23 protein-coding genes are annotated in these 23341 nt (G+C 58.5%); 16 read left to right on the top strand and 7 right to left on the bottom strand.

Features of this window, described 5'->3' with window-relative positions; genetic code table 11:
- Positions 1-14 precede the first annotated feature (14 nt).
- From MHN28_RS10780 to murJ, 3 genes are read left to right on the top strand one after another with little or no spacing between them, the layout of a single operon-like run.
- A complete protein-coding gene (locus MHN28_RS10780) occupies positions 15-1187 on the top strand; it encodes a penicillin-binding protein activator (RefSeq protein ID WP_239338899.1) in 1173 nt (390 codons plus the stop codon).
- Positions 1147-3966 (top strand): [protein-PII] uridylyltransferase, encoded by a 2820-nt coding sequence (locus MHN28_RS10785; protein ID WP_239338901.1) that lies wholly within the window; start codon positions 1147-1149, stop codon positions 3964-3966. The genes MHN28_RS10780 and MHN28_RS10785 overlap by 41 nt, the downstream gene beginning before the upstream one ends.
- Complete coding sequence (murJ, locus tag MHN28_RS10790; RefSeq protein ID WP_239338903.1) at positions 3963-5504, top strand: murein biosynthesis integral membrane protein MurJ; 1542 nt, start codon at positions 3963-3965, stop codon at positions 5502-5504. The genes MHN28_RS10785 and murJ overlap by 4 nt, the downstream gene beginning before the upstream one ends.
- Here murJ and MHN28_RS10795 read toward each other — a convergent pair whose 3' ends face one another.
- The gene (locus MHN28_RS10795) at positions 5505-6191 is read right to left on the bottom strand and encodes a rhomboid family intramembrane serine protease (RefSeq protein ID WP_239338905.1); all 687 of its coding nucleotides are present in this window, start codon (positions 6189-6191) and stop codon (positions 5505-5507) included.
- An 86-nt stretch (positions 6192-6277) separates the two neighbouring features.
- Here MHN28_RS10795 and trpS point away from each other — a divergent pair, with 86 nt between their 5' ends.
- From trpS to MHN28_RS10860, 13 genes are all read left to right on the top strand, one after another.
- Positions 6278-7306: a tryptophan--tRNA ligase gene (gene trpS, locus MHN28_RS10800; protein WP_239338907.1), complete on the top strand. Its 1029-nt coding sequence runs from the start codon at positions 6278-6280 to the stop codon at positions 7304-7306.
- A gap of 59 nt (positions 7307-7365) precedes the next feature.
- Positions 7366-8229 carry a branched-chain amino acid aminotransferase gene (locus tag MHN28_RS10805; RefSeq protein WP_239338909.1) on the top strand — a complete coding sequence of 288 codons (864 nt, stop codon included), beginning with the start codon at positions 7366-7368 and terminating at the stop codon, positions 8227-8229.
- A gap of 65 nt (positions 8230-8294) precedes the next feature.
- Positions 8295-8750 (top strand): universal stress protein, encoded by a 456-nt coding sequence (locus MHN28_RS10810; protein ID WP_239338911.1) that lies wholly within the window; start codon positions 8295-8297, stop codon positions 8748-8750.
- Positions 8751-8759: 9 nt separating this feature from the next.
- Positions 8760-9353: a 2-hydroxychromene-2-carboxylate isomerase gene (locus MHN28_RS10815; RefSeq protein ID WP_239338913.1), complete on the top strand. Its 594-nt coding sequence runs from the start codon at positions 8760-8762 to the stop codon at positions 9351-9353.
- Positions 9354-9422: 69 nt separating this feature from the next.
- Positions 9423-9986, top strand: coding sequence for a NifU family protein (locus MHN28_RS10820; RefSeq protein ID WP_239338915.1), 564 nt, complete (start codon positions 9423-9425; stop codon positions 9984-9986).
- On the top strand, positions 9976-10563 hold the full coding sequence (gene tsaB, locus MHN28_RS10825) for a tRNA (adenosine(37)-N6)-threonylcarbamoyltransferase complex dimerization subunit type 1 TsaB (RefSeq protein ID WP_239338918.1): 588 nt from the start codon (positions 9976-9978) through the stop codon (positions 10561-10563). The genes MHN28_RS10820 and tsaB overlap by 11 nt, the downstream gene beginning before the upstream one ends.
- Entirely contained in the window at positions 10560-10973 is a 414-nt protein-coding gene (locus tag MHN28_RS10830) for a GNAT family N-acetyltransferase (RefSeq protein ID WP_239338920.1), read from the top strand. The genes tsaB and MHN28_RS10830 overlap by 4 nt, the downstream gene beginning before the upstream one ends.
- Positions 10974-11132: 159 nt before the next feature.
- The gene (locus MHN28_RS10835) at positions 11133-12131 is read left to right on the top strand and encodes a BMP family protein (RefSeq protein ID WP_239338922.1); all 999 of its coding nucleotides are present in this window, start codon (positions 11133-11135) and stop codon (positions 12129-12131) included.
- Between the two features lie 98 nt (positions 12132-12229).
- Positions 12230-13759 carry an ABC transporter ATP-binding protein gene (locus tag MHN28_RS10840; RefSeq protein WP_239338924.1) on the top strand — a complete coding sequence of 510 codons (1530 nt, stop codon included), beginning with the start codon at positions 12230-12232 and terminating at the stop codon, positions 13757-13759.
- A gap of 1 nt (position 13760) precedes the next feature.
- Positions 13761-14855 carry an ABC transporter permease gene (locus MHN28_RS10845; RefSeq protein WP_239338926.1) on the top strand — a complete coding sequence of 365 codons (1095 nt, stop codon included), beginning with the start codon at positions 13761-13763 and terminating at the stop codon, positions 14853-14855.
- Positions 14855-15823: an ABC transporter permease gene (locus MHN28_RS10850; RefSeq protein ID WP_239338928.1), complete on the top strand. Its 969-nt coding sequence runs from the start codon at positions 14855-14857 to the stop codon at positions 15821-15823. The genes MHN28_RS10845 and MHN28_RS10850 overlap by 1 nt, the downstream gene beginning before the upstream one ends.
- A gap of 347 nt (positions 15824-16170) precedes the next feature.
- Positions 16171-17091: a sulfite exporter TauE/SafE family protein gene (locus MHN28_RS10855; protein ID WP_239338930.1), complete on the top strand. Its 921-nt coding sequence runs from the start codon at positions 16171-16173 to the stop codon at positions 17089-17091.
- 2 nt (positions 17092-17093) lie between these two features.
- A complete protein-coding gene (locus tag MHN28_RS10860) occupies positions 17094-17858 on the top strand; it encodes a TIGR02186 family protein (protein WP_239338932.1) in 765 nt (254 codons plus the stop codon).
- Positions 17859-17865: 7 nt separating this feature from the next.
- Here the strand turns inward: MHN28_RS10860 and MHN28_RS10865 are convergent, their stop codons facing one another.
- The 6 genes from MHN28_RS10865 to ccrA form a co-directional block, all read right to left on the bottom strand.
- Positions 17866-18594 (bottom strand): SDR family oxidoreductase, encoded by a 729-nt coding sequence (locus tag MHN28_RS10865; protein WP_239338934.1) that lies wholly within the window; start codon positions 18592-18594, stop codon positions 17866-17868.
- Positions 18591-20123 carry an ATP-dependent RecD-like DNA helicase gene (locus tag MHN28_RS10870; protein WP_239338937.1) on the bottom strand — a complete coding sequence of 511 codons (1533 nt, stop codon included), beginning with the start codon at positions 20121-20123 and terminating at the stop codon, positions 18591-18593. The genes MHN28_RS10865 and MHN28_RS10870 overlap by 4 nt, the downstream gene beginning before the upstream one ends.
- 60 nt (positions 20124-20183) lie before the next feature.
- Positions 20184-20822: an acyl-homoserine-lactone synthase gene (locus MHN28_RS10875; RefSeq protein WP_239338940.1), complete on the bottom strand. Its 639-nt coding sequence runs from the start codon at positions 20820-20822 to the stop codon at positions 20184-20186.
- An 82-nt stretch (positions 20823-20904) separates the two neighbouring features.
- Positions 20905-21624 carry a LuxR family transcriptional regulator gene (locus MHN28_RS10880; protein WP_239338943.1) on the bottom strand — a complete coding sequence of 240 codons (720 nt, stop codon included), beginning with the start codon at positions 21622-21624 and terminating at the stop codon, positions 20905-20907.
- Positions 21563-21781: a hypothetical protein gene (locus MHN28_RS10885; protein WP_239338946.1), complete on the bottom strand. Its 219-nt coding sequence runs from the start codon at positions 21779-21781 to the stop codon at positions 21563-21565. The genes MHN28_RS10880 and MHN28_RS10885 overlap by 62 nt, the downstream gene beginning before the upstream one ends.
- A 208-nt stretch (positions 21782-21989) precedes the next feature.
- The gene (gene ccrA / locus MHN28_RS10890; RefSeq protein ID WP_239338949.1) at positions 21990-23276 is read right to left on the bottom strand and encodes a crotonyl-CoA carboxylase/reductase; all 1287 of its coding nucleotides are present in this window, start codon (positions 23274-23276) and stop codon (positions 21990-21992) included.
- Between the last annotated feature and the right edge of the window lie 65 nt (positions 23277-23341).

Consider the following 23341-nt stretch of genomic DNA (forward strand, 5'->3'; position numbering starts at 1 on the left):
GAGTTTTCATTTAGATGTTTACCGTTTGCAAGCCCGTTCGCAAGCTGGCGAAGTCCGCCGCGATCCTGGCAACCGCCGCATTGCTGGCCGCATGTGAGCCCGGTGGCCTGGGTGGAGGACCGTCAATCAACACGTCCAAACCCGTTCCGGTCGCCCTGTTGGTGCCGACGGGATCGGGAAATTCCGGTGACGCAGCATTGGCGCGGAGCCTTGAAAACGCGGCCCGCCTGGCGATGGCTGACCTGCAAAACGTACAGATCGACCTTCGCGTTTATGACACGAAGGGCAGCTCGAACACCGCTGCGACGGTTGCACAGCAGGCGGTTGCCGACGGTGCGAAGATTATACTTGGCCCGGTCTACGCGCAGGCGGCGAACTCTGCCGGTCTGTCTGTCCTCAACAACAACGTCAACGTTCTTTCCTTCTCGAACAATACCAGCATCGCGGGCGGCAACGTCTTCGTGTTGGGCCCGACCTTTCAGAACACGGCTAACCGTCTGGTCAATTTTGCCGGATCGCAGGGCAAGACCGGTATGGTCATCGTCCACAGTAACGATGCCGCCGGTCAGCTTGGCCAGTCGGCGATCGCAAACGCACTTAGCAGCAGCCGCGTGAACAATGCAGGGACGGTCGGCTATGACCGTTCGCAGCAGGGCGTCATCAATTCTGTCCCGACAATCAAGGCGACCGTGGATTCTTCTGGCGCGGATTCGCTGTTTTTGACGGCCACGACAGCTGGCGCGCTGCCACTGTACACCCAATTGCTGCCCGAGGCCGGTGTTTCGCCGGCAACAACCCAGTTCGTCGGCCTGACACGTTGGGACATTCCGGCGCAAACCCTGGAACTGCCCGGTGTACAGGGCGGCTGGTTCGCCCTGCCCGACCCGGCCAAAGCGCAGGCCTATCGTCAGCGATACAACAACACCTATGGCGAGGCCCCGCACCCGATCAGTGGGCTGGCCTATGACGGCATTGCAGCGATTGCGGCTTTGGTCAGCCAGGGAAAATCCGATGCACTGACCGCGTCGGCCCTGACACAGAACGCCGGGTTCCAGGGCGTCGGCGGTATTTTCCGCCTGCGGTCTGACGGCACGAACGAACGCGGTCTGGCCGTTGCCACGATCCAGAACAAACAGGTAGTAGTGATTGACTCCGCCCCTCAAAGCTTCTCCGGCGCCGGTTTCTGATCAGCCGGTGCTGACGCTCACCCCCAAGGGTGAGCTGATCTGCCCGGCCGATGAAATTTTCGACAGTAACGCCGTCATGGCACAGCTGTCGGAAGCCTTTGAAAACACACAGGACAATGGCGCGCGGCGAAATGAAACCGTGCGCATTCTTCGTGACGCCCAAAAGGCAGGGCGCAAGGCTATTGCGGATGCGTTCGCCAAGCGCCCCTTTGACGCAAGGCCCCTGACCCGGTCGTACACCTATCTGACAGATGGGCTTGTTTGCACCGCCATGCAGGTGGCCAGCGTGCACCTTCATCCCCTGGCCACACCGACGCAGGGCGAAAAGATCGCCGTTCTGGCCGTAGGCGGGTATGGGCGCGGTGAGATGGCCCCGGCCTCAGACGTCGATCTGCTGTTTCTGACGCCTTACAAAATCACCGCCTGGGCCGAGAGTGTCATCGAATCCATGCTCTACATCCTTTGGGACTTGCGCCTGAAGGTCGGCCATTCGTCCCGAACCATTAAGGATTGCCTGCGTTTGGGGGCCGATGATTTCACCATCCGCACCGCTATGCTTGAGCAGCGATACCTGGCCGGGGACGCCGCCCTTGCCGAAGAGCTGGATAACCGCCTGAAGATCGACCTGTTCAAAGGCAGCGAACGCCAGTTCATTGAGGCCAAACTGCAGGAACGTGACGAGCGCCACCACAAACAGGGCGAGCGCTATATGGTCGAGCCCAATGTAAAAGAAGGTAAAGGCGGATTGCGCGATCTGCAGTCTCTCTATTGGATCGCGAAGTATATCTACGGCGTTCAGGACGTGGCCGAATTGGTTCCGCTGGGTCTTTTCACACCTGACGAGTTCAACACCTTTGTCGAGGCCGAGGAATTCCTGTGGGCCGTCCGATCACATCTTCATCTGGTGACCGGGCGCGCGACAGAACAACTGACCTTTGACCTGCAGGTCGAGGTGGCCGACCGGATGGGATATGAGGATCGGGCTGGACGCCGCGCAGTCGAAGTGTTTATGCAGCGCTATTTCCGCGAGGCCACACAGGTCGGAGAACTGACCCGAATATTCCTGACCAAGCTAGAGGCGGCCCATGTGAAGGGCGAAGCCCTGTTGGAACGTATCTTCCGGCGCAGGCCGCGCGTCAAAGCAGGTTACAGGGTCGTTCACGGCCGTCTGGATGTGGCGGACCCGAAGAAGTTCCTTGCCGACAAGTTAAACCTGTTGCGCCTATTCGATGAAGGGCTACGGACCGGGATGCTGATCCATCCGGATGCAATGCGGCTGGTCACCGCCAATCTGGATCTGATCGACGATGACATGCGCCACGACAAAGAGGCGCAACGCATTTTTCTGGACCTGATGCTGAAGCACGGCAACCCGGAGCGCGCCCTGCGTCGAATGAACGAACTGGGTGTATTGTCGGCGTTTCTGCCGGAGTTCGAGCATATCGTGGCGATGATGCAGTTCAACATGTATCACAGCTATACGGTGGACGAGCACACGATCCAGACCATCGTAAATCTGGCCCAGATCGAACGCGGTGAATTGGTCGAATCCCTGCCGTTGGCCTCATCGATCCTGGAACGTGGGATCAATCGCAAGGTACTCTACGTGGCGTTGTTGCTGCACGACATCGCCAAGGGCCGGCCGGAAGATCATTCCATTCTGGGTGCTCAGATCGCACGCAAGGTCGCGCCGCGACTGGGTCTGAACAAATCGGACTCGGAAACCGTGGAATGGCTGGTGCGGTATCACCTTTTGATGTCGGACATGGCGCAGAAACGCGACATCTCGGACCCGCGCACGGTGCGCGACTTTGCCAAGGCGGTGAAGACGGTCAAACGGCTGGATCTGCTGACGGTTCTGACGGTGTGCGACATTCGCGGTGTCGGCCCGAACACATGGAACAACTGGAAAGCCACCCTGCTGCGCGCCCTGCACGCCGAAACCAAGCGCGCACTGGAAACCGGTATGGAGGACCTCAACCGGGCCAACCGTGGCGCGGAAGCCAAAAAGGCTCTTCGCTCGGCACTGGCCGAATGGTCCAAGGTAGATCTGAAGGCCGAGACAGGACGGCACTATGCGCCCTACTGGCAGGGTCTGAACCTGTCGACACATATTGAGTTCGCGGAAATGCTGCGGGCGCTGGAACACAGCGGCGACCCCGGCGCGATGGAAATCCGCCTGCACCCGGACGAAGACCGTGATGCGACGCGCGCCTGTTTTGCCATGGCAGACCACCCGGGTATTTTCGCGCGCATTGCCGGCGCGCTGGCACTGGTCGGGGCCAATGTGGTCGATGCGCGCAGTTATACGACCAAGGATGGTTACGTGACCGATGCGTTCTGGATACAGGACGCCGAAGGCCACCCGTTCGAGGCCAGCCGCCTGCCGCGCCTGACTCAGATGATCCACAAGACGCTCAAAGGTGAAGTCGTGGCGCGTGATGCGCTGAAATCGCGCGACAAGATCAAGAAGCGGGAACGCGCCTTCAACGTGCCGACCCATATCATCTTCGACAATGACGGATCAGAGATCTACACCATCATCGAGGTCGATACGCGCGATCGTCCGGGCCTGCTGTATGACCTGACCAGAACGCTGGCGGCAGCCAATGTCTATATCGCCAACGCCGTGATTGCGACCTATGGCGAACAGGTGGTCGATACCTTTTATGTCAAAGACATGTTCGGCCTGAAATACCATTCTGAAAGCAAGCAACGTGGACTTGAGGCCAAGCTGCGCAAAGCCATCACCGAAGGGGCGGAGCGCGCGATCTCATGAAACAGATCAGGTTGATTTCAGGCCTGTTTACGGTCGGATTCTGGACGCTGGCCAGCCGGATTCTGGGATTCCTGCGGGAAATCCTGCTGAATGCATATATCGGGCCGGGGCCGGTTATGGACGCGTTTATTTTTGCATTCCGCCTGCCCAACATGTTCCGCCGCTTCTTTGCCGAAGGGGCCTTCAACGCCGCCTTTGTGCCGATGTTTTCAAAGCGGCTGGAGGGTGGTGAAAACGCCCAAGGATTTGCGCAAGACGCTTTCAACTTGTTGGCTGCAGCCGTTTTGGCGCTTGTCGGGCTGGGGATGGTTTTCATGCCCGCGCTGATCTGGCTCACCGCTAAAGGCGCTTACGGCGATGAACGCTTTGACCTGGCCGTGGGCTACGGGTATGTGGTGTTCCCTTATATCCTGTTCATGTCGCTGGCCGCGCTGTTCTCTGGCGTTCTGAATGCGACCGGTCGCTTCGCCGCCGCCGCAGCCGCCCCGGTTCTGTTGAACGTTTTCGCATGTGCCGCCCTAATTTTAGGAGCGCATTTCGGCGGTGAGGTCATTCACTGGCTGATTGCCGTTATCCCTGCGGCGGGTGTCGCCCAGTTGGCGCTGGTTTGGGTCGCAACCGAACGGGCGGGGATTCGAATTCGGCCGGGCAGGCCCAAATTCAACCCGGAAATGGGCCACATGGTGCGCATTGCGATCCCTGCTGCGCTGGCCATGGGTGTGACCCAGGTCAATCTTGTTGTTGGGCAATTGGTTGCATCGCAAACCGTGAAAGCGTCGAGTTGGCTCTATACGGCAGACCGGTTGTATCAACTGCCCTTAGGCGTGGTCGGTATCGCGGTAGGGATAGTCCTGCTGCCCGATCTGTCGCGCCGACTGCGGGCGGGCGACAAGGACGGTGCCCGCAACGCTTTTTCCCGGGCCGGAGAGTTCACGTTGCTGCTGACGCTCCCTTCGACCGTGGCGTTTCTGATCATTCCGATTCCGCTGGTTTCGGTCCTCTTTGAACGGGGCCAATTCACCGCCGGAGATACGGCGGCCACGGCTTTGGCAGTCGCCGTTTACGGAGTCGGCTTGCCTGCTTTCATGCTTCAGAAGCTGTTACAACCGCTGTTCTTTGCACGCGAAGATACGCGATCCCCGTTTCGCTACGCTTTGGTTGCGATGATCGTGAATGCCGTACTGGCCTTTGGCCTTTTTCCGTTGGTCGGATGGATCGCCCCAGCGATTGCGGCTTCGGCTGCGGGCTGGGCCATGGTTGTCCTGCTGGCAATCGGAGCGCGCCGTTTTGGGGATGAGGCGCGATTTGACGATCGGTTCAAGCGACGCGCATGGCGTATCGTAGCTGCCTCGGCTGGCATGGGCTTTGTTCTCTACGCAATCGTTTACTTCTTTGGCTGGACCTTCCAGCTGCCCGGATGGCGCTATGTTGCACTGCTGACCCTGATCATCGTGGCTGCTGCATCCTATTTCATGCTGGGCCACCTTCTCAGAGCTTTCCAGGTGTCCGAATTCAAAAAAGCGCTGCGACGGTCCTAATCAGTCGCGGCGGATACGTCCGACGATCCGCGCCCATCCGCCCGGCGCCAGAAAGAAGGACAGGCCGAACCCGGTGGCAAAACCGCCCAAGTCTGCCACCCAGTCGGAGGTGCCGCCGAACAACAGGCCGAACACCAGCTGAATACCCATCAGAACCGCGATCAGGCTAAAGGCGCGAGACTGGTTTTCGCCGACCAGAGACAGTTTGCGCCATAGCAGCCATGTGAACGCACCGATCAACCCGTAGACTGGTGGAAACCCTCCGACCAACGGGTATTGCGGGCTCAGAAGCAGGGCGTAGACCAAGGCCCCGCCGACGCCGGACAAAACGAAAATGATCAGCATCTGAAAGCCGCCGAAAACCTCGGCCACCATTTTCCCCATGGCCAGAACAAAGACGCTGACGAACACCGCCTGGGTAAAGCTGCCCGAAACGAAGGGGTAGGTCACAAAACGGATCACGTGCTCGAACGGCCAACGCCCGTTCTCGATCATCCAGTTGAAGATATCCGGGGAAAAGGCGTAGTGCTGCAAAGCATCCAGCCGCCACCCAACCGCTGATGGCCCGCCCATAAGACCGCGTGCACCCAGCGTAAACGCCAATTCGATCCCCATGATGAACAACACCAACGCCACCACCACGGGCGGCAGAGGGTTCACGGCCGGTGTATAATGCTCACTGCTCATTGGGGTGGCCTTTCGCGGCTGTTGACGTCCCTTGACCTCATGGGTAAGCGACGGGGGCTGATTTTTCCAGACGGGAGTTCCCTTCGATGACCGAAACTCAATTCACGCCGCGCGTGTTTTCCGGCATCCAGCCTTCGGGAAACCTGCACCTTGGCAACTACCTTGGTGCGCTCAAGCGTTTTGTGGATATGCAGGGCGAGGATTACGAGACCATTTATTGCATGGTCGACCTGCACGCGATCACCGTCTGGCAAGACCCAGGCCGTCTGCGTGAAAAAACCCGTGAGGTTTGCGCCGGCTTCATCGCCGCTGGTCTGGACCCTGAAAAATCCATCCTGTTCAACCAAAGCCAGGTGGCCGAGCACACGCAGCTGGCGTGGATTTTCAACTGCGTCGCCCGCATGGGCTGGATGCAGCGGATGACGCAGTTCAAGGACAAGGCGGGCAAGAACGCGCAGAACGCCTCGCTGGGTCTGTTTGCTTATCCGGCGTTGATGGCGGCGGATATTCTCACCTATCACGCGACGCATGTGCCAGTGGGCGAGGATCAGAAACAGCATTTGGAACTGACCCGCGACATCGCGATCAAGTTCAACCATGACTATGGCGTGGATTTCTTCCCTGTGACCGAACCCGTCATCGGCGGCCCTGCGCCGCGTGTGATGAACCTGCGCGATGGATCGCGAAAAATGTCGTCTTCGGATCCATCCGACATGACCCGGATCAATATGACCGACGATGCCGATGCAATCGCCAAGAAGATCCGCAAGGCCAAAACCGATCCGGACGCCCTACCCTCTGAGGTTGAGGGTCTGTCCGAACGACCCGAGGCGCGCAATCTGGTCAACATCTATGCAGCGCTCAGCGATCAGACAGCGGAACAGGTACTGACCGAAGTCGGCGGCAAGCAGTTCGGCGAGTTCAAACCGATGCTGGCCGAACTGGCGGTGGCCAAACTGTCACCGATTTCGACCGAGATGGCCCGTTTAGTGGGCGAAGAAGCCGAGATTGACCGGATACTTGCGCAGGGCGCAGAAAAAGCACGCGCGATTGCCGCTCCGATCCTGCAACAGACCTACGAAATCGTGGGCATGGTTGGCGCAAAACAAAGGTAATTGCGCTGGACCTTCCCGTGACGCCTTCCTAGGTTGCCCCAAGGGCAAAGGAGGGCGTCATGGCAGTCGGCAAAAATATCCGCACCTATTTTGATGGTCAGTGGCACAACGGGGACGCCCCGATCATGCGCGCGGCGGACCACGGCGCGTGGCTGGGGTCCTCGGTCTTTGACGGTGCGCGCTTCTTCGACGGGTTGGCCCCTGATCTGGAGGCCCATTGCGATCGCGTGAACCGATCAGCCGAAGCGCTCATGCTGACCCCGACTGTCACAACCGAGCAGATGGTCGAGATCGTCCGCGAAGGACTGGAAAGCTATGCCAAAGGTTCCGCTGTCTATATCCGGCCCATGTATTGGGGCATCGATGGGGACGCCACGGCCATTGTTCCGCAGCAGGACAGCACGGGCTTTGCCATCTGTTTGGAAGAAATTCCGATGGCCCCTGAAACGGCATCGGTCACGCTGACCACTACCCGATTCCGCCGCCCGGTTCTGGAATCAGCCGTCGTGAACGCCAAAGCCGGATGTCTTTATCCCAACAACGCACGCATGTTGCAGGAAGCCCGCTCCAAAGGGTTCTCGAATGCGCTGGTGGCAGACGCCCTTGGCCATGTGGCCGAAACCGCAACGGCAAACATCTTCATGGTCCGCGACGGAGAGGTTTTTACCCCCACTCCAAACGGCACGTTTCTGGCTGGAATCACCCGCGCACGCCACATCAACAACCTCAGTGCCGACGGCGTGAAGGTTCACGAATCTGTCCTCAGCTTCGAAGATTTTCATAAGGCTGACGAGGTGTTTATGACCGGCAACATGAACAAAATAACTCCGGTCGTTGCCCTTGAAGACACACAATATCAGGTCGGACCGGTTGCTCGCCGTGCGCGCGAGCTCTATTGGGACTGGGCTGCAAGCACACGGTAGCCACGCACCGTGTTGCCAGCCCGCATCTGGTCGGGCATGATCCCCCTAAATACACGAGGACACCCATGCGTAAGTTTCTAGTCATTCTGGATGACAGCCGCGAATGCCTGAACGCGATGCGTTTCGCGGCAATGCGTGCAGCCCATACCGGTGGTGGAGTGACAATCCTGTCCGTCATCCCCCCGGATGAATTCAATCACTGGATCGGTGTCGCCGAAACCATGCGCGAAGAGGCGCGCGAGCGCATCCATGCCCATTACGAAGTTTTCGCCAAATGGATGCGCGATAAGCAGAACGTCGATCCGGAACTGTCCATTCGTGAGGGTGAGCCCGTTCCGCAGATCATCGAACATGTTCAGTCTGACCCGGATATCGGCGTTCTTGTTCTGGGTGCGGGTATCGAAAAGAAAGGTCCTGGCCCTCTTGTGACGCAGCTGACCAAAAACTCGGGCAGCTTGCCTATCCCGATCACAATCGTGCCCGGTGACCTAAGCAAGGAAAAGCTGGAAGCCATCACCTGAGGCTTGATCATGCCGCGCCGCATCCAGTTCTGGTTCGAATTCGCGTCGACGTACTCCTATCTCAGCGCCATGCGTATTGAGGAGGCCGCTGCACGACGGAACGTTGCCGTGGAATGGCACCCCTTTCTTCTGGGGCCCATTTTCGCAGCGCAGGGTTGGGACAATTCCCCGTTCAACATCTACCCTGCCAAAGGTCGCTATATGTGGCGCGATATGGAGCGTCTGACAGCCCAGCGCGGTCTGGCATTCCGCCGACCCGAACGATTCCCGCAAAACGGCCTGAAAGCTGCTCGGCTGACGCTGGCCATTGAAGAACAGGAGCAAAAAGGCCGTTTCGTTCGCGCAGTCTACTCAGTCGAGTTCGCGAGTGGTCAGGATATTTCGGACGACTCAGTCCTGCGTGAATGTCTGGGCACCGCCGGTTTGCCAGAAAGCCTGATGGGCAAAATCAAAGACCCCGAGATCAAGTCCGCTCTGATTGAGCAGACCAAAACCGCTCAGGCCAAGGACCTGTTCGGAGCGCCCAGTTTTCTGGTCGAGGATGAGCTGTTTTGGGGTGACGACCGGCTGGATGATGCAATAAATCTGGCAGCAGCAATTTAGAACCGTTCCAAATCTTGACTTATCAGGCCCGGACCCGCATATCAGGTACAACTGAAACGGAGCCGTGACATGTTCATCCAGACCGAATCCACGCCGAACCCCGCGACACTGAAATTCCTGCCCGGCCAGCCCGTGCTGGAAGCAGGTACTGCGGATTTCCCATCGGCTGAGGCCGGTGAGAAATCACCGCTGGCCAAACGGATTTTTGCGGTGGGCGGGGTAACCGGTGTTTTCCTTGGCAATGACTTCGTAACCGTTACCAAATCGGACGACGTACAGTGGGATCACATCAAACCCGCGATCCTTGGCGCCGTGATGGAGCATTATCAGTCAGGTCAACCTGTCATCGGCGCTGACGCGACCGCTGCGTCTGGCCATGCTGAACACACGGGCGAAGATGCCGAAGTTGTTAACCAAATCAAAGACTTGCTTGACAGCCGCGTTCGCCCGGCCGTCGCGCAGGATGGTGGTGACATCACATTCCACGGATTTGATCGCGGCGTCGTCTACCTGCACATGCAGGGGGCCTGCGCGGGTTGCCCGTCTTCTACCCTGACGCTCAAGATGGGCATCGAAAATCTGCTGCGTCACTACATTCCCGAAGTGACCGAGGTTCGCCCCGTTGCCGTCTGAACCGATCATTCTGGCGTTTGACACATCGGCCGCGCATTGCGCGGCCGCTTTGTTACGCGGCGACCAGATTATCACGTCCCATGTCGAATCCATGTCGCGCGGTCAGGCCGAGCGCCTGATGCCGTTGTTGGAAGAGGTACTGGCCGAAGCAGAATGTACTTGGGGCGACTTGTCTGCAGTCGGTGTTGGCGTCGGACCGGGCAACTTTACCGGCATCCGTATATCTGTTTCCGCAGCACGCGGTCTGGCTCTGGGTCTGGGAATTCCAACTGTGGGCGTGTCCGGATTCGACGCTTTGGCTCAAGATACAGAGGATGCGATGCCTGCAATCCGCGCTCCGCGCGAACAGGTTTACGTCACGTTTCCGGACCAAGGACCCGCCCTGATACCGCAAGCCGAGGCAGAATCACTCGGCACCCTGATCCTGAACGATGATCCGGATGCGCAGGTACGAGCCATAGCTCGGATCGCCGCGCAGAGGTGGCAAACATCGCCCGAGCGGCCTGCGCCGCTCTATGTCCGTCCGGCTGATGCCGCGCCGTCCAAAGACACCCCCCCTGTTTTGCTGGACGGATGACACCTCACGACCTCGCCGATACCCACGCAGCGGCGTTCACCCAATCGCGGCCATGGACCGCAGAAGAGTTCGCTGATCTTCTAAGCAACAAATTTACGCATGTCGTTGGCAACGCTAAATCTTTCGCGCTGTTTCAGGTTATTGCCGATGAGGCGGAATTGCTAACGATCGCCACGCATCCGGACTCTCAGCGGCAGGGACAGGCCCGCAAGCGTATGCAGGAGTGGCATTCGAAAGCGAAGGTCCTTGGCGCAACCCGCGCCTTTCTGGACGTTGCGGCAGACAACCTGCCCGCGATCGCCTTGTACACCCACTTTGGATACCGGCCCTGTGGATCGCGAAAGGGCTATTATCTTCGCGAAAACAATCAGAAAATCGATGCAATTTTGATGGATTTCCCGCTGGAGTGACCTTCCGTCGCGCATTTTTTCGACCAGTTGGTCAAAATTCTGTTGACCACGGCGGTTGCAAACGGCCTTAATTCCCGCCATCACAACAGTTATGCTCGCTCACAGTGGGTGAACGGGGCTATCTTGGCCCCGACCGACAATAACAAACGGGAGTATGAAATGACCCTGATGAAATCTTTGATGGGCGCCGCCGCCGCTGTCGCACTGACCGCAGGTGCAGCCTTGGCCGAACCGGCCCTGATCTTTGACCTTGGTGGCAAGTTCGACAAGTCGTTCAACGAAGCCGCGCATAACGGCGCGCAACGTTGGGCCGATGAAACCGGCGGCACCTACCGTGAGATCGAGCTTCAGTCCGAAGCACAGCGCGAGCAGGCCCTGCGCCGCTTTGCCGAGGCTGGCGCCAACCCGATCATCACCATGGGTTTCGCAATGGCCGATCCGCTGTCTGCAGTTGCAGGCGACTATCCGGACACCAAGTTCGTCGCGGTTGACGTGAACTGGCTGGACGCGCCAAACATCCGTCAGGTCAGCTTTGCCGAGCATGAAGGCTCGTATCTGGTCGGCATGATGGCCGCGATGGCGTCCGAGTCCGGCACTGTTGGTTTCATCGGTGGTATGGACATCCCACTGATCCGTCACTTTGGCTGCGGCTATGCGCAGGGCGCGAAGGCCGTGAACCCGGACATCAATGTTGTTGCCAACATGACCGGTACTACTCCGGCGGCCTGGAACGACCCGGTTAAAGGTTCGGAACTGACCAAAGCCCAGATCAGCCAGGGTGCTGACGTAATCTATGCGGCCGCTGGCGGCACCGGTGTTGGCGTGCTGCAAACCGCAGCTGACGAAGGCATCCTGTCGATCGGCGTGGACAGCAACCAGAACCACCTGCACCCGGGTAAGGTCCTGACCTCGATGCTCAAGCGTGTGGACGTCGCAGTTTATGATGCGATGAAAGCAGGTGAAGGCCTTGAAACCGGCGTATTCGCCATGGGTCTGGCAGAAGAGGGAGTTGGCGTTGCAGTCGACGACAACAACCGCGAACTGGTTGACCCCCAAATGGCTGACGCTGTTGAAGCTGCCCGCCGTGGCATCATCGATGGGGACATCTCTGTCGTCAGCTACTACGAGAACGACAGCTGCCCGGCACTGCAGTTCTGATATCGCGTGGGATGGGGGGCGGCCTCCATCCCACTTCCACTCTGCCGCATGAGGCGCAAATACTGCGCCGGCGGCCCTTCGGCAATTGAGGGCAAGATATGACCGTCCCCGCCATTGAGCTCAAAGGGATTTCCAAAGCCTTTGGGCCGGTTCAGGCCAACAAAGACATTTCCATCAGCGTCGCCCCCGGTACGATCCATGGGATCATCGGAGAAAACGGTGCGGGCAAGTCCACGCTGATGAGCATTCTCTACGGCTTTTACAAAGCCGACAAAGGTGAAATTTGGATCAACGGTACAAAGACCGACATCCCGGACAGTCAGGCGGCGATCGCCGCAGGCATCGGGATGGTTTTCCAGCATTTCAAACTGGTCGAGAATTTCACTGTTTTGGAAAACATCGTTCTGGGCGCCGAGGATGGCGGGCTGCTGGCCCCGTCTCTGGCGAAGGCTCGCAAGGAACTGAAGGCGCTGGAAGAAGAATACGAGTTATTCGTAGACCCGGACAAGCGCATCGATGAAATCGGCGTCGGCATGCAGCAGCGTGTCGAAATCCTCAAGGCGCTGTATCGGCGGGCCGAGATCCTGATTCTGGACGAACCCACCGGGGTTCTGACGCCGGCCGAGGCGGATCAGCTGTTCCGAATTCTCGACCGTCTGCGCAGCGAAGGAAAGACGATTATCCTGATCACGCATAAGCTGCGCGAGATCATGGAATACACCGACACTGTTTCGGTGATGCGGCGCGGTCAGATGACAGCGACCGTCAAGACGGCAGAAACCAACCCGCAGGAACTGGCCGAGTTGATGGTCGGTCGTAAGGTTCTGCTGCAGGTGGACAAAGTCCCTGCGCAGCCTGGCAAACCAATTCTGGAAATCGAAAACCTGCGTGTCGTCGACGAAGCCGGTGTCGAGCGTGTTAAAGGCATCGACCTGACCGTTCGCGCAGGGGAAATCGTTGGCATCGCGGGCGTGGCCGGTAACGGCCAGTCCGAATTGCTAGAGGTTCTGGGTGGGATGCGTCCCGGTCTCGGCTCGATCAAACTGAACGGTGAGCCACTGGCTCTCAGTGGTCATGGCTCTGACGGTCAGGCGCGACGTGCTCAGCATATCGCACACGTGCCCGAAGATCGGCAGCGTGAAGGTCTGATCATGGATTTCCATGCCTGGGAAAACGTGGCCTTTGGTTATCACCGGGACCCGGCCTACAAGCGCGGTATCTTCATGGATAACGCCGCTCTGCGCGCCGACACCGAACGCAAGATCGAGAAATTCGACGTCCGCCCTCCAGATGGCTGGCTGGCCGCCAAGAACTTTTCGGGCGGGAACCAACAGAAGATCGTGGTCGCCCGCGAGATTGAGCGTAATCCGGACCTTTTGCTGGTCGGACAGCCCACACGCGGTGTGGATATCGGTGCGATCGAATTCATTCACAAGCAGATCGTCGCTTTGCGTGATCAGGGCAAGGCGATCCTTTTGGTCTCGGTCGAGCTGGAAGAGATCTTCTCTCTGTCGGACCGGATTGCGGTGATGTTTGACGGACATATCATGGGTGAGCGTCTGCCCCACGAAACAGATGAAAAAGAACTGGGCCTCTTGATGGCCGGTGTTGCGGGAGAGGCCGCGTAACATGGATAAAATGCCCAAATGGGCCGATGTCGTTCTGATCCCGCTGATCAGTCTGATACTGGCCGCAATTCTTTCGGCGCTGGTCATCCTCGCCATTGGCGAAAACCCGGTCGAGGCCGTGAACCTGATGGTCACCGGCGCGCTGGGGTCGACCTATGGCTGGGGCTATACGCTCTACTACGCCACCAACTTCATGTTCACTGGATTGGCCGTTGCCGTTGCCTTCCACGCTCGCCTTTTCAACATCGGTGGTGAAGGTCAGGCGATGTTGGGGGGGCTTGGTGTTGCCATGGTTTGCCTCTACGTGCCCTGGCCGCACTGGAGCATTGCCCTGCTGGCTGCTTGTGCGGCCTCCATGCTGTTCGGGGCCGCATGGGCCGCGATCCCGGCCTATCTGCAGGCCAAACGCGGCAGCCATATCGTGATCACCACGATCATGTTCAACTTCATCGCTGCCGCCTTCCTGAACTACATGCTGGTCAACGTGATGCGCCCGCAAGGCTCGCAAGATCCGGCAACCGCCCGCTTTTCGGAAACGGTGCACCTGCCGACATTCCAGTCGATGTTCTCGACTGCCGAGAATGTGGTTTTCCGTGGGGCACCGGCGAATATCTCGTTCTTTGTGGCGCTGCTTGCGTGCGTCGTCGTTTGGGCGCTGATCTGGCGGACCCGGCTGGGTTATGAAATCCGGGCCTATGGGCATTCGGAAACTGGCGCGGTCTATGCCGGGATTTCGCCCGTGCGTATCACCATCATCGCAATGCTGATCTCGGGCGCACTGGCTGGCCTGATGGCCATCAACAACGTTATGGGTGAGGCGGAACGACTGGTTCTCAACTCGACCGAAGGGGCGGGTTTCATCGGGATTGCTGTGGCTCTGATGGGCCGCTCGCATCCGTTCGGTGTGTTCCTGGCCGCGATCCTGTTCGGGTTCCTCTATCAGGGCGGCGCGGAACTCGCGCTATGGACGTCGATCCCACGCGAACTGATCGTTGTTATTCAGGCGCTGGTGATCCTGTTTACCGGAGCGCTGGACAACATGGTCCGGATGCCGCTCGAAAAGCTGTTTCTGGGTCTGCGGAAGGGAGCCGAGTGATGGAGTTCTTCATAACGCTTATCCAGGTCCTCGACTCGACCGTCCGTCTGGCAACGCCTCTGCTGCTGGCCTGTCTGGCAGGTCTCTATTCGGAACGCGCAGGAATTTTCGACATCGGGCTTGAGGGCAAGATGTTGATGGCCGCCTTCTTCTCGGCCGCCGTCGCAGCCGTGACCGGCTCGGTCTGGCTGGGCCTGCTGGCAGGTATCGCATCATCCCTTGTCCTTTCCGGAATTCATGGGCTGGCCTCGATCACCTTCCGGGGCAACCAGCTGATTTCGGGGGTCGCGATCAACTTCCTCGCAGCAGGCATGACGGTCCTGGTCGCTCAAAGCTGGTTCCAGCAGGGTGGCCGCACGCCATCCCTGTTCGGAGGTGGGCGCTTCGTTCCAATCGAATTTCCCTTTGCCGAATCCCTCAGCGGCGTGCCGATCTTCGGACCTATTTACTCTGAACTGCTCTCGGGGCATTCGATTCTGGTCTATATCGCATTCCTGATGGTCCCAGCGACCTGGTGGATCTTGTTCCGGACCCGCTTTGGCCTGCGTTTGCGCGCCGTGGGTGAAAACCCGGCCGCCGTCGACACAGCCGGTGTCTCGGTCGTTGGTCTGCGCTATGCCGCTGTCGCTATCTGTGGCGTGTTGTGCGGTATTGCCGGTGCCTACCTGGCTACCGCGTTGCAAGCCGGGTTCGTCAAGGACATGACCGCTGGTCGTGGCTTCATCGCTCTGGCCGCGCTGATCTTTGCCAAGTGGCGGCCGTGGCATGCCATGGGTGCCTGCCTGCTGTTCGGGCTGCTGCAGGCGATTGCACTGCGGTTCCAGAACATCGATCTGGGTGGCGTGGTCATCCCGGTACAGGTCATGGACGCCCTGCCCTACATCCTGACGGTCGTCATTCTGGCCGGGTTTGTTGGCAAAGCCATCCCGCCACGCGCCGGTGGCGAGCCCTATGTGAAGGAACGCTGATAAGTCCAGTTTCGGACTCAGTTCAGTCCTGTTCGCTGCAGAGCGGCATGCAGAGTTGATTTTGCATGCCGCAACCGTTCTAAAGGGGTATGCATGTGCCTCCCTTTATAACCCACGACTCGGACCCAGCCCTAACCGGGCTGAGAAGAACGCATATGCGCCTCAAAAGTGGGGCAATCCGGGTTTTCCAGCCTTATCAAGTAGCTGGCATTGCGCCCAGCGCACCGATATTCGCCATGTGGCCTCGGGGCATCGCCGCCGCGTGTCGCATTACATCTACACCACTTTGCCTTGAGGCGGACCACACCACACGTCGTGATGGGCCGACCCTCATACAGTAGCTCGATATGCAAATTTACCTTCCTATCGCCGAAGTCTCAGTCAACGCCTTCCTGCTTTTGGGGCTTGGGGGGATGGTCGGCATTCTCTCGGGCATGTTCGGTGTCGGCGGAGGGTTCCTGATGACCCCCCTGCTGTTCTTCATCGGCATTCCACCAGCCGTCGCGGTCGCAACCGAAGCCAACCAGATCGTTGCGTCTTCGTTCTCAGGGGTTCTGGCCCACTTCCGACGAAAGACGGTGGACCTGAAAATGGGGACGGTCCTATTGATAGGGGGCTTAACCGGGGCTGCGCTTGGGGTGGTGATATTCAACTATCTCAAAAGCCTGGGGCAGGTCGACCTGCTTGTGACGCTGTGCTACGTCGTATTCCTTGGTGTTGTCGGCGGCCTGATGTTCATCGAAAGCCTGAATGCGCTGCGCAAATCCAAGAAAGGCGTTTCCGCCCCCCCTAAACGTCGTCAGCGCGGCTGGGTGCACGCAATGCCGTTCAAGATGCGGTTCCGGACATCAGGCCTGTATATCTCGGTCATTCCACCGGCGCTGGTTGGCCTGTTCGTTGGCGTTTTGTCGGCGATAATGGGTGTTGGCGGCGGGTTCATCATGGTACCCGCGATGATCTACCTGCTGGGTATGCCGACCAAGGTCGTTGTTGGCACGTCCCTGTTCCAGATCATCTTTGTCACCGGCTTCACCACCATGCTGCACGCGACCACCAACTACACGGTCGACGTGGTTCTTGCCGTTTTGCTTCTTGTTGGCGGCGTTATCGGCGCACAGATCGGCACGGTGATCGGTGCGCGCATGCCTGCCGAACAGTTGCGCGTATTGCTGGCTGCGCTCGTTCTGGCCGTGTGCGGCAAACTGGCTTTGGATCTTTTGCTTGAACCGTCCGAGCTCTACTCGCTTGGCACCGGCGGAGGGCACTGATCATGCTAAAACGCTTGCTTGTTCTGCTTGCCTTTTGCGCCAGCCCGGCACTCGCCGTAGATGAAGAAGTCGTGCTTGGCCTCAGCCAGGATCGCGTGGCGATTACGGCCAATTTCGACGGTTCTGAAATTCTGGTCTTTGGCGCCGTCAAACGCGAGTCGCCCATTCCGCCGGGGCCACCTCTTGAGGTGATCGTGGCAGTGGCTGGTCCGTCCAGCCCAATTACCGTCAGGCGAAAAGAGCGTAAACTTGGGATCTGGGTCAATACAGACAGTGTTCTGGTCGACTTGGCCCCCAGTTTCTACGCGGTTGCGACCAGCGCGCCTTTGAATGAAATCCTGTCGGATACCGAAGACCTACGCTATCGGATTTCCATCGAACGGGCTATTCGATCCGTTGGCGCAGCGATGAATATTCGCGGGGCACAGGACTTTGCAGACGCCGTGGTTCGCATTCGCGAAGACGAAGGACTGTATTCCATTCGCGAAGATACCGTGGCCGTCGATGAGCAGACCCTGTTCCGAACGTCGATTGAGATGCCGGCGGACCTGACCGAAGGGGAATACGCGGCGCGTATCTTCCTGACCCGAGACGGCGCTGTCGTTTCACAGTTCGAGACCACCATCGATGTTCGCAAAGTGGGGCTCGAGCGGTTTTTGTACAACATGTCCCGTCAGCAGCCAGTCTGGTACGGTCTGATGTCGCTGGTCATCGCCATCGCGGCCGGTTGGGGCGCTTCGACAGCGTTCCGCTTACTGCGCGAGTAACGGGTCGCTACCCGCGGCCGATATAAGGCATCGTCGTGGCCATAACGGTCATGAACTGAACATTGGCCTCGGGCGGCAGGTTTGCCATGTGCAGAACGGACCGCGCCGCGTCTTCTACGGTCATTGTCGGATCGGGTTCTTGCCCATCGGCAATGGCCGCGTCGACCAACCCCTGGACCATCTGCGTGCGCGCATTGCCGATGTCGATCTGACCACAGGCAATAGCAAACTCACGTCCGTCAAGGGACAGGCTGCGGGTCAGGCCCGTTATCGCGTGTTTGGTCGCCGAGTAGTGCACCGAGTTCGGGCGTGGCACATGCGCGGCAATCGAGCCGTTGTTGATGATGCGTCCGCCTTGCGGTGACTGATGACGCATGATCCGAAATGCCTCGCGGGCACACAGGAACATACCGTTCAGGTTGACGTTGACGCTCTGATACCAATCGTCCAGTGCGATCTCGTCAATCGTGCCTCCCGGCGCGAAAATTCCAGCGTTGTTGAACAGAACGTCGAGGCGGCCAGCCTTTTCCTGAAAGGAACTAAAGGCAGCCGCGACCGCATCGGTATCGGTCACGTCCGCAACCAGCGGAACCGCGTTTGGTTTATCCGAAGCCATCTGGTTCAGCGTATCAACACTGCGCGCCAACAAGCCGACCGTCCATCCTTCGGCCAGAAACAATTCAGCCGTGGCCCGCCCGATGCCCGAGCTTGCGCCGGTCACGATAATGGATGTCATGTTTCCTCTGCCTCCAAAGTCAGCGATGCCGCCGGCACCGCGCGCAGATCATCCACACGCAGCGGATAGGTCGGTTTGGCAAGTCGGTTTCGGACCACCCAGATCAGCCGTTCCTGCGCGCGGGTGATGGCCACATAGGCCAGACGTTTCCACAGTGGCTGTCCGGCTTCTGTGCGGCCCATACGGGCGGCGGCGTAGATGTCCGGTGCGAAGACTTGCACCGTATCCCATTGCGACCCCTGTGCCTTGTGAATCGTGACTGCCGCGCCGTGCAGGAAAGTGGCGCCCATGCGGGCGGCGTAGGGAATGAATGGCTCTTCCTCGTCCGGTTTTTCGATTTTGACGATGGATGCAGCACTGACCTGAGGGTCTTCGGCGCCCATTACATGCAACCTCGAAAATCCCGGCTTGCGGCCCGGTCCCAGATAGATGACCTGAGCCCCCTTGATGAGCCCACGCGCTTCCAGGTCCAGCCGTTTTTTGCGGTGTTTCAAAGGCAGTTCGATGCCGTCGCAAATCAGCGGCTCGCCTTCCAGCAGCTCGGTATCGGGCGCGCCGTGTACGTTCCGAAAGGCCTGAATCAACCGAATACGCGTTGCGTTGCGCCAGACCAGAACCGGGCTTCGGGCCATTAGGTCAACCTCGACCCGTTGGCCCCAGACGACCCGATCGTCCTGCCGGGCAGTCTGTTCGATCAGACGCTCGAAATCCTCGAACCCCATTTGCGGATCAGCCAGAGCATGTGCAAGGTCCAGAATGGGGTTGTCCGCCTCCTGCCGGTGGACGCGGTGCAGGATTTGCTTGCGTGGTTCCGGCAAGCTTTCAAACACCATGCTGCCCGACTGATTGACCGGAGCCAGCTGCGCAGGGTCACCAAACAGCAGCAACGTCGGGAAAATCTCTTGCAGGTCTTCGAACTGGCGATCATCCAACATCGAGGCTTCGTCCACAAACCCGATATCCAGTGGCTCGTCCCGGCGTTTCCAACCGGTGATAAAATCGGATCCACGCAAGCCTGCAGCCGCCAATGCACCGGGAATGGATTTGTTGTTCTGATAAAACGCCGCCGCGCGATCCAGCGCTTCGTCGGTCAGACCTTCGATCTCTGGCCGCTCATCGTTGCCCGCCAGCCATTCGGCGATCCGCTCATATTCCGGGTCGTAGACGGGCGTATAGAGAATGCGGTGAATCGTCGTCGCGGGCACCCCACGCAACCGCAAGACGCTGGCGGCCTTGTTGGTAGGGGCGAGGATGGCGAGGCTGCGTTTCTCTTTGACTTTGCGGCTTTCAAAATCCCCGGACACAATCTGAACACCAGTCTCAGCCAGGGCTTTGTACAGTTCGGCCAATAACAGAGTTTTACCCGACCCTGCCTTACCAATCACCGCCATCACACCGGACTTGCCAGCCCCCGGCAGTTTCAGCAGGGCATCATCATCAAGGTCAACGCCTGCGGATTTCAACATCTCCGAGATGTTGTCATAAGCAGCGGCCTGGTCGTCGGAAAAGGTAACGGGGGGCAAAGACATGGCGCGACCCTACAAGGCCGCGCCGCCTATCGCCAGATACGGAATTGGGTTTTCGTGCGATCAGGCCGTCATCGCGAACCGATGCTGCCTGCCGACGCCAAACGCCGTCTTGAACCACAGTCGCGACAATTCCCGGGGGATACCCGCTCGCTCAGCCACCCGATTGCAGTCATCCGCTGAATAGGACCACAGCCCGACAGAGATCTGATCACCCCCTGTCCCTTCGGTGCCCAGCACTGTCGGAGACGACCCGATCAGCCGGTAGATCCGAATCATGCGCGCATCAAAGACACCCGCGATGTGGGTCAGACCGAACCCCTCCATCATTTCACCGCCGCTGAGCATGATGGCCCCGGCGGTATGGGGGCTTGCGGTGCGTGACAGGCAGAACCGGGTCACTTCCCAAATCAACGGGCTGCAAATCGGGCTGCCCTCGTTCAGGTGGCCAAAGACCTCGTTAATCATAACCGGACCCGTTGTGGGCAACACCCGCATCGAGCCCCCGTGGCTGCCATCCGGTTCCTCCCAAATGACATAAAGCGGGTTCAGGTCATCGTATTGATCCCGCTCCTCTCCTTTTTCGTTAACGTGAACGTCCCAACCCAGCCGCGTTTTGAACTGGTCGGCGCGGTCCCTAAACATCCCTTCGGCCAATTTCGGAAATTTGTGCAATTCGTCCGCATAGACATAGCGCAACATGACTTTTCCCCTTGTCGTCCTGTGCAAGAACGAAGGGGGTACAAAGTTGTGGTTAATTTCCCGTTCGGAGGGAGCGCGCGCCTTAAACCACTATTAACCCTCGGCTTAATGCCGTGGCGATGGCGTGGGTCGTGTTTTGCGCGCCAAGCTTGGCCCGGGCGCTCTCAATGTAGACGCGCAGAGTGTGTTCGGAAATCGATAAGGAATGCGCGACCTGCGCGCGACTGTAGCCCAAAGCAAGCAAAGTCATCGCGTCCACCTCACGCGGCGACAAACTACGAGAGGACTCAGGTTGACGGTCACTTTCGAACTCCAGCGCCTTTCGGTTGAAGTAGTGGGCAATCAAGATCAGTTCGCGGCCATGCGTTTCGATAAATTTCCGCCAGGCCGCGTCATCACAGGAATGGTTTACCGTAAACAGGGCGAATTGCCCGTTCGGTCCGCGGATCGGAATGGAATAACCTTGGTTGCCAACGCCGTGATCCTGCGCATCCCTTAGAAAGTTCTTTGCTACTTTTCCCGACCAATCCAGTGTCTTCCAATCGACTGGGTGGAACCGTTGGAAACAGCCAAGAATAACTGGATCTATACGATGATAATTCCGCTCTCGGTACCTTTCGGCCCAAGTGTCGGGATAGGTCGTATAGCCATATTGATCCCCAGCACCATCAACCCAATGATAGATAAGGTGTTCGACCTGCAGCCTGTCCCGCAAACGAACAGCAACATCGCTTAACTCATCAAGCGTGCTGGTGTTTTCCAAGTCCTCCAGAACCTGGCTCATATCGAGTTTTGTTCCCATCCGCGGGCGCCCGAACCTCATTCTTACTGGACGCAATCTCGGCTGCGGCGATCAGTTTGGTGTCATCCAACTGCTCGGCCAGCGCGGTCAAACCGTTTTCAACAGCAAAGGCGCTGAGGTCCGACAGAACGTCCAGTATCCACTCATTTTGCGCCATCAGGGTCTCTCCGAAACGGTTAACGAAGGGTTAACACAACCATAGCATGTACAGGTTTTTTTGGCCTATTCACTGGTTTCTACTCCCCAAAAACAGTGAGGGATAAGGAGATAAGTAATTGAAATTACAGCAATTAAGCTCAAAAAAGGATCACCCGCGAACCGGTAAAGCGATTCGCGGGCGATCTCGACAAAAATTTTGGAATTGGTTAGCCGCGCGCGGCCAGAACCTCTTCCAAAGTGCGCATACCGGTCTGTGGCGCCTGAACCAGAACAGACATATTGCCCGGTTTATGTTCGTTACGCATCATCTTCATGTGCGCTTCGGGCAAGTCCTGCCAGGTGAACACTTCGGACATGCACGGATCCAGACGGCGCTCAACCATCAGCTGGTTTGCGGCCGAGGCTTGCTTGAGGTGCGCAAAGTGTGACCCCTGCAGGCGCTTCTGGTGCATCCACATGTAGCGCACGTCAAAGGTCAGGTTGTAGCCGGTGGTACCAGCACAGATCACGACCATGCCGCCTTTTTTCACGACGAAGGTCGAAACCGGGAAAGTGCTTTCGCCCGGGTGTTCGAAGACCATGTCGACGTTTACGCCTTTGCCGGTGATATCCCAGATGGCCTTGCCGAACTTACGCGCTTCTTTAAACCACTCGGCATATTCCGGCGTGTTCACTGTGGGCAACTGACCCCAGCAGTTGAAGTCCTTACGGTTCAGGACGCCTTTGGCGCCAAGCCCCATGACAAAGTCACGCTTGCTTTCGTCCGAGATCACACCGATCGCATTTGCGCCCGCAGTGTTGATCAGCTGGATCGCGTAGGAACCCAAACCACCCGATGCGCCCCAAACCAAAACGTTCTGGCCCGGCTTCAGATCGTGCGGCTCGTGGCCGAACAGCATGCGGTACGCGGTGGCCAAAGTCAGCGTGTAGCAGGCGCTTTCTTCCCAGGTCAGATGCTTGGGACGCGGCATCAGCTGCTGTGCCTGAACGTTGGTGAACTGCGCGAACGAACCATCGGGCGTCTCATAACCCCAGATACGCTGCGAGTCCGAGTACATCGGGTCGCCACCGTTACAGGCTTCGTCGTCGCCATCATCCTGGTTGCAGTGGATTACGACTTCGTCGCCGACCTTCCAGCGCTTCACCTTGTCGCCAACGGCCCAAACGATGCCCGAAGCATCCGAACCAGCGATGTGGAAAGGCTGGCCGTGGCCGTCAAACGGGCTGATCGGCTTACCCAGCGAGGCCCAGACGCCGTTGTAGTTGACGCCGGCCGCCATCACGAGAACCAGGACTTCGTGGCTGTCCAGTTTCGGGACATCCACCACTTCCAGTTGCATGGCCGTGTTCGGCTCGCCGTGGCGTTCCTTGCGGATGGCCCACGCATACATTTGTTTCGGGACATATCCCATCGGGGGGATTTCGCCCATCTCATAGAGGTCTTTTTCCGGTGCCTCGTACGACGCGATGCCGCTGTCGGTGTCCAGAGCCATGTTGGCCTCCTTTATTCAAAACCATTGCCGCGATGCAGAATCGCTTGCATTAACCGATGGAATAT

The sequence above is a fragment of the Ruegeria sp. Ofav3-42 genome (assembly GCF_022347725.1).
Lineage (GTDB): Bacteria > Pseudomonadota > Alphaproteobacteria > Rhodobacterales > Rhodobacteraceae > Ruegeria.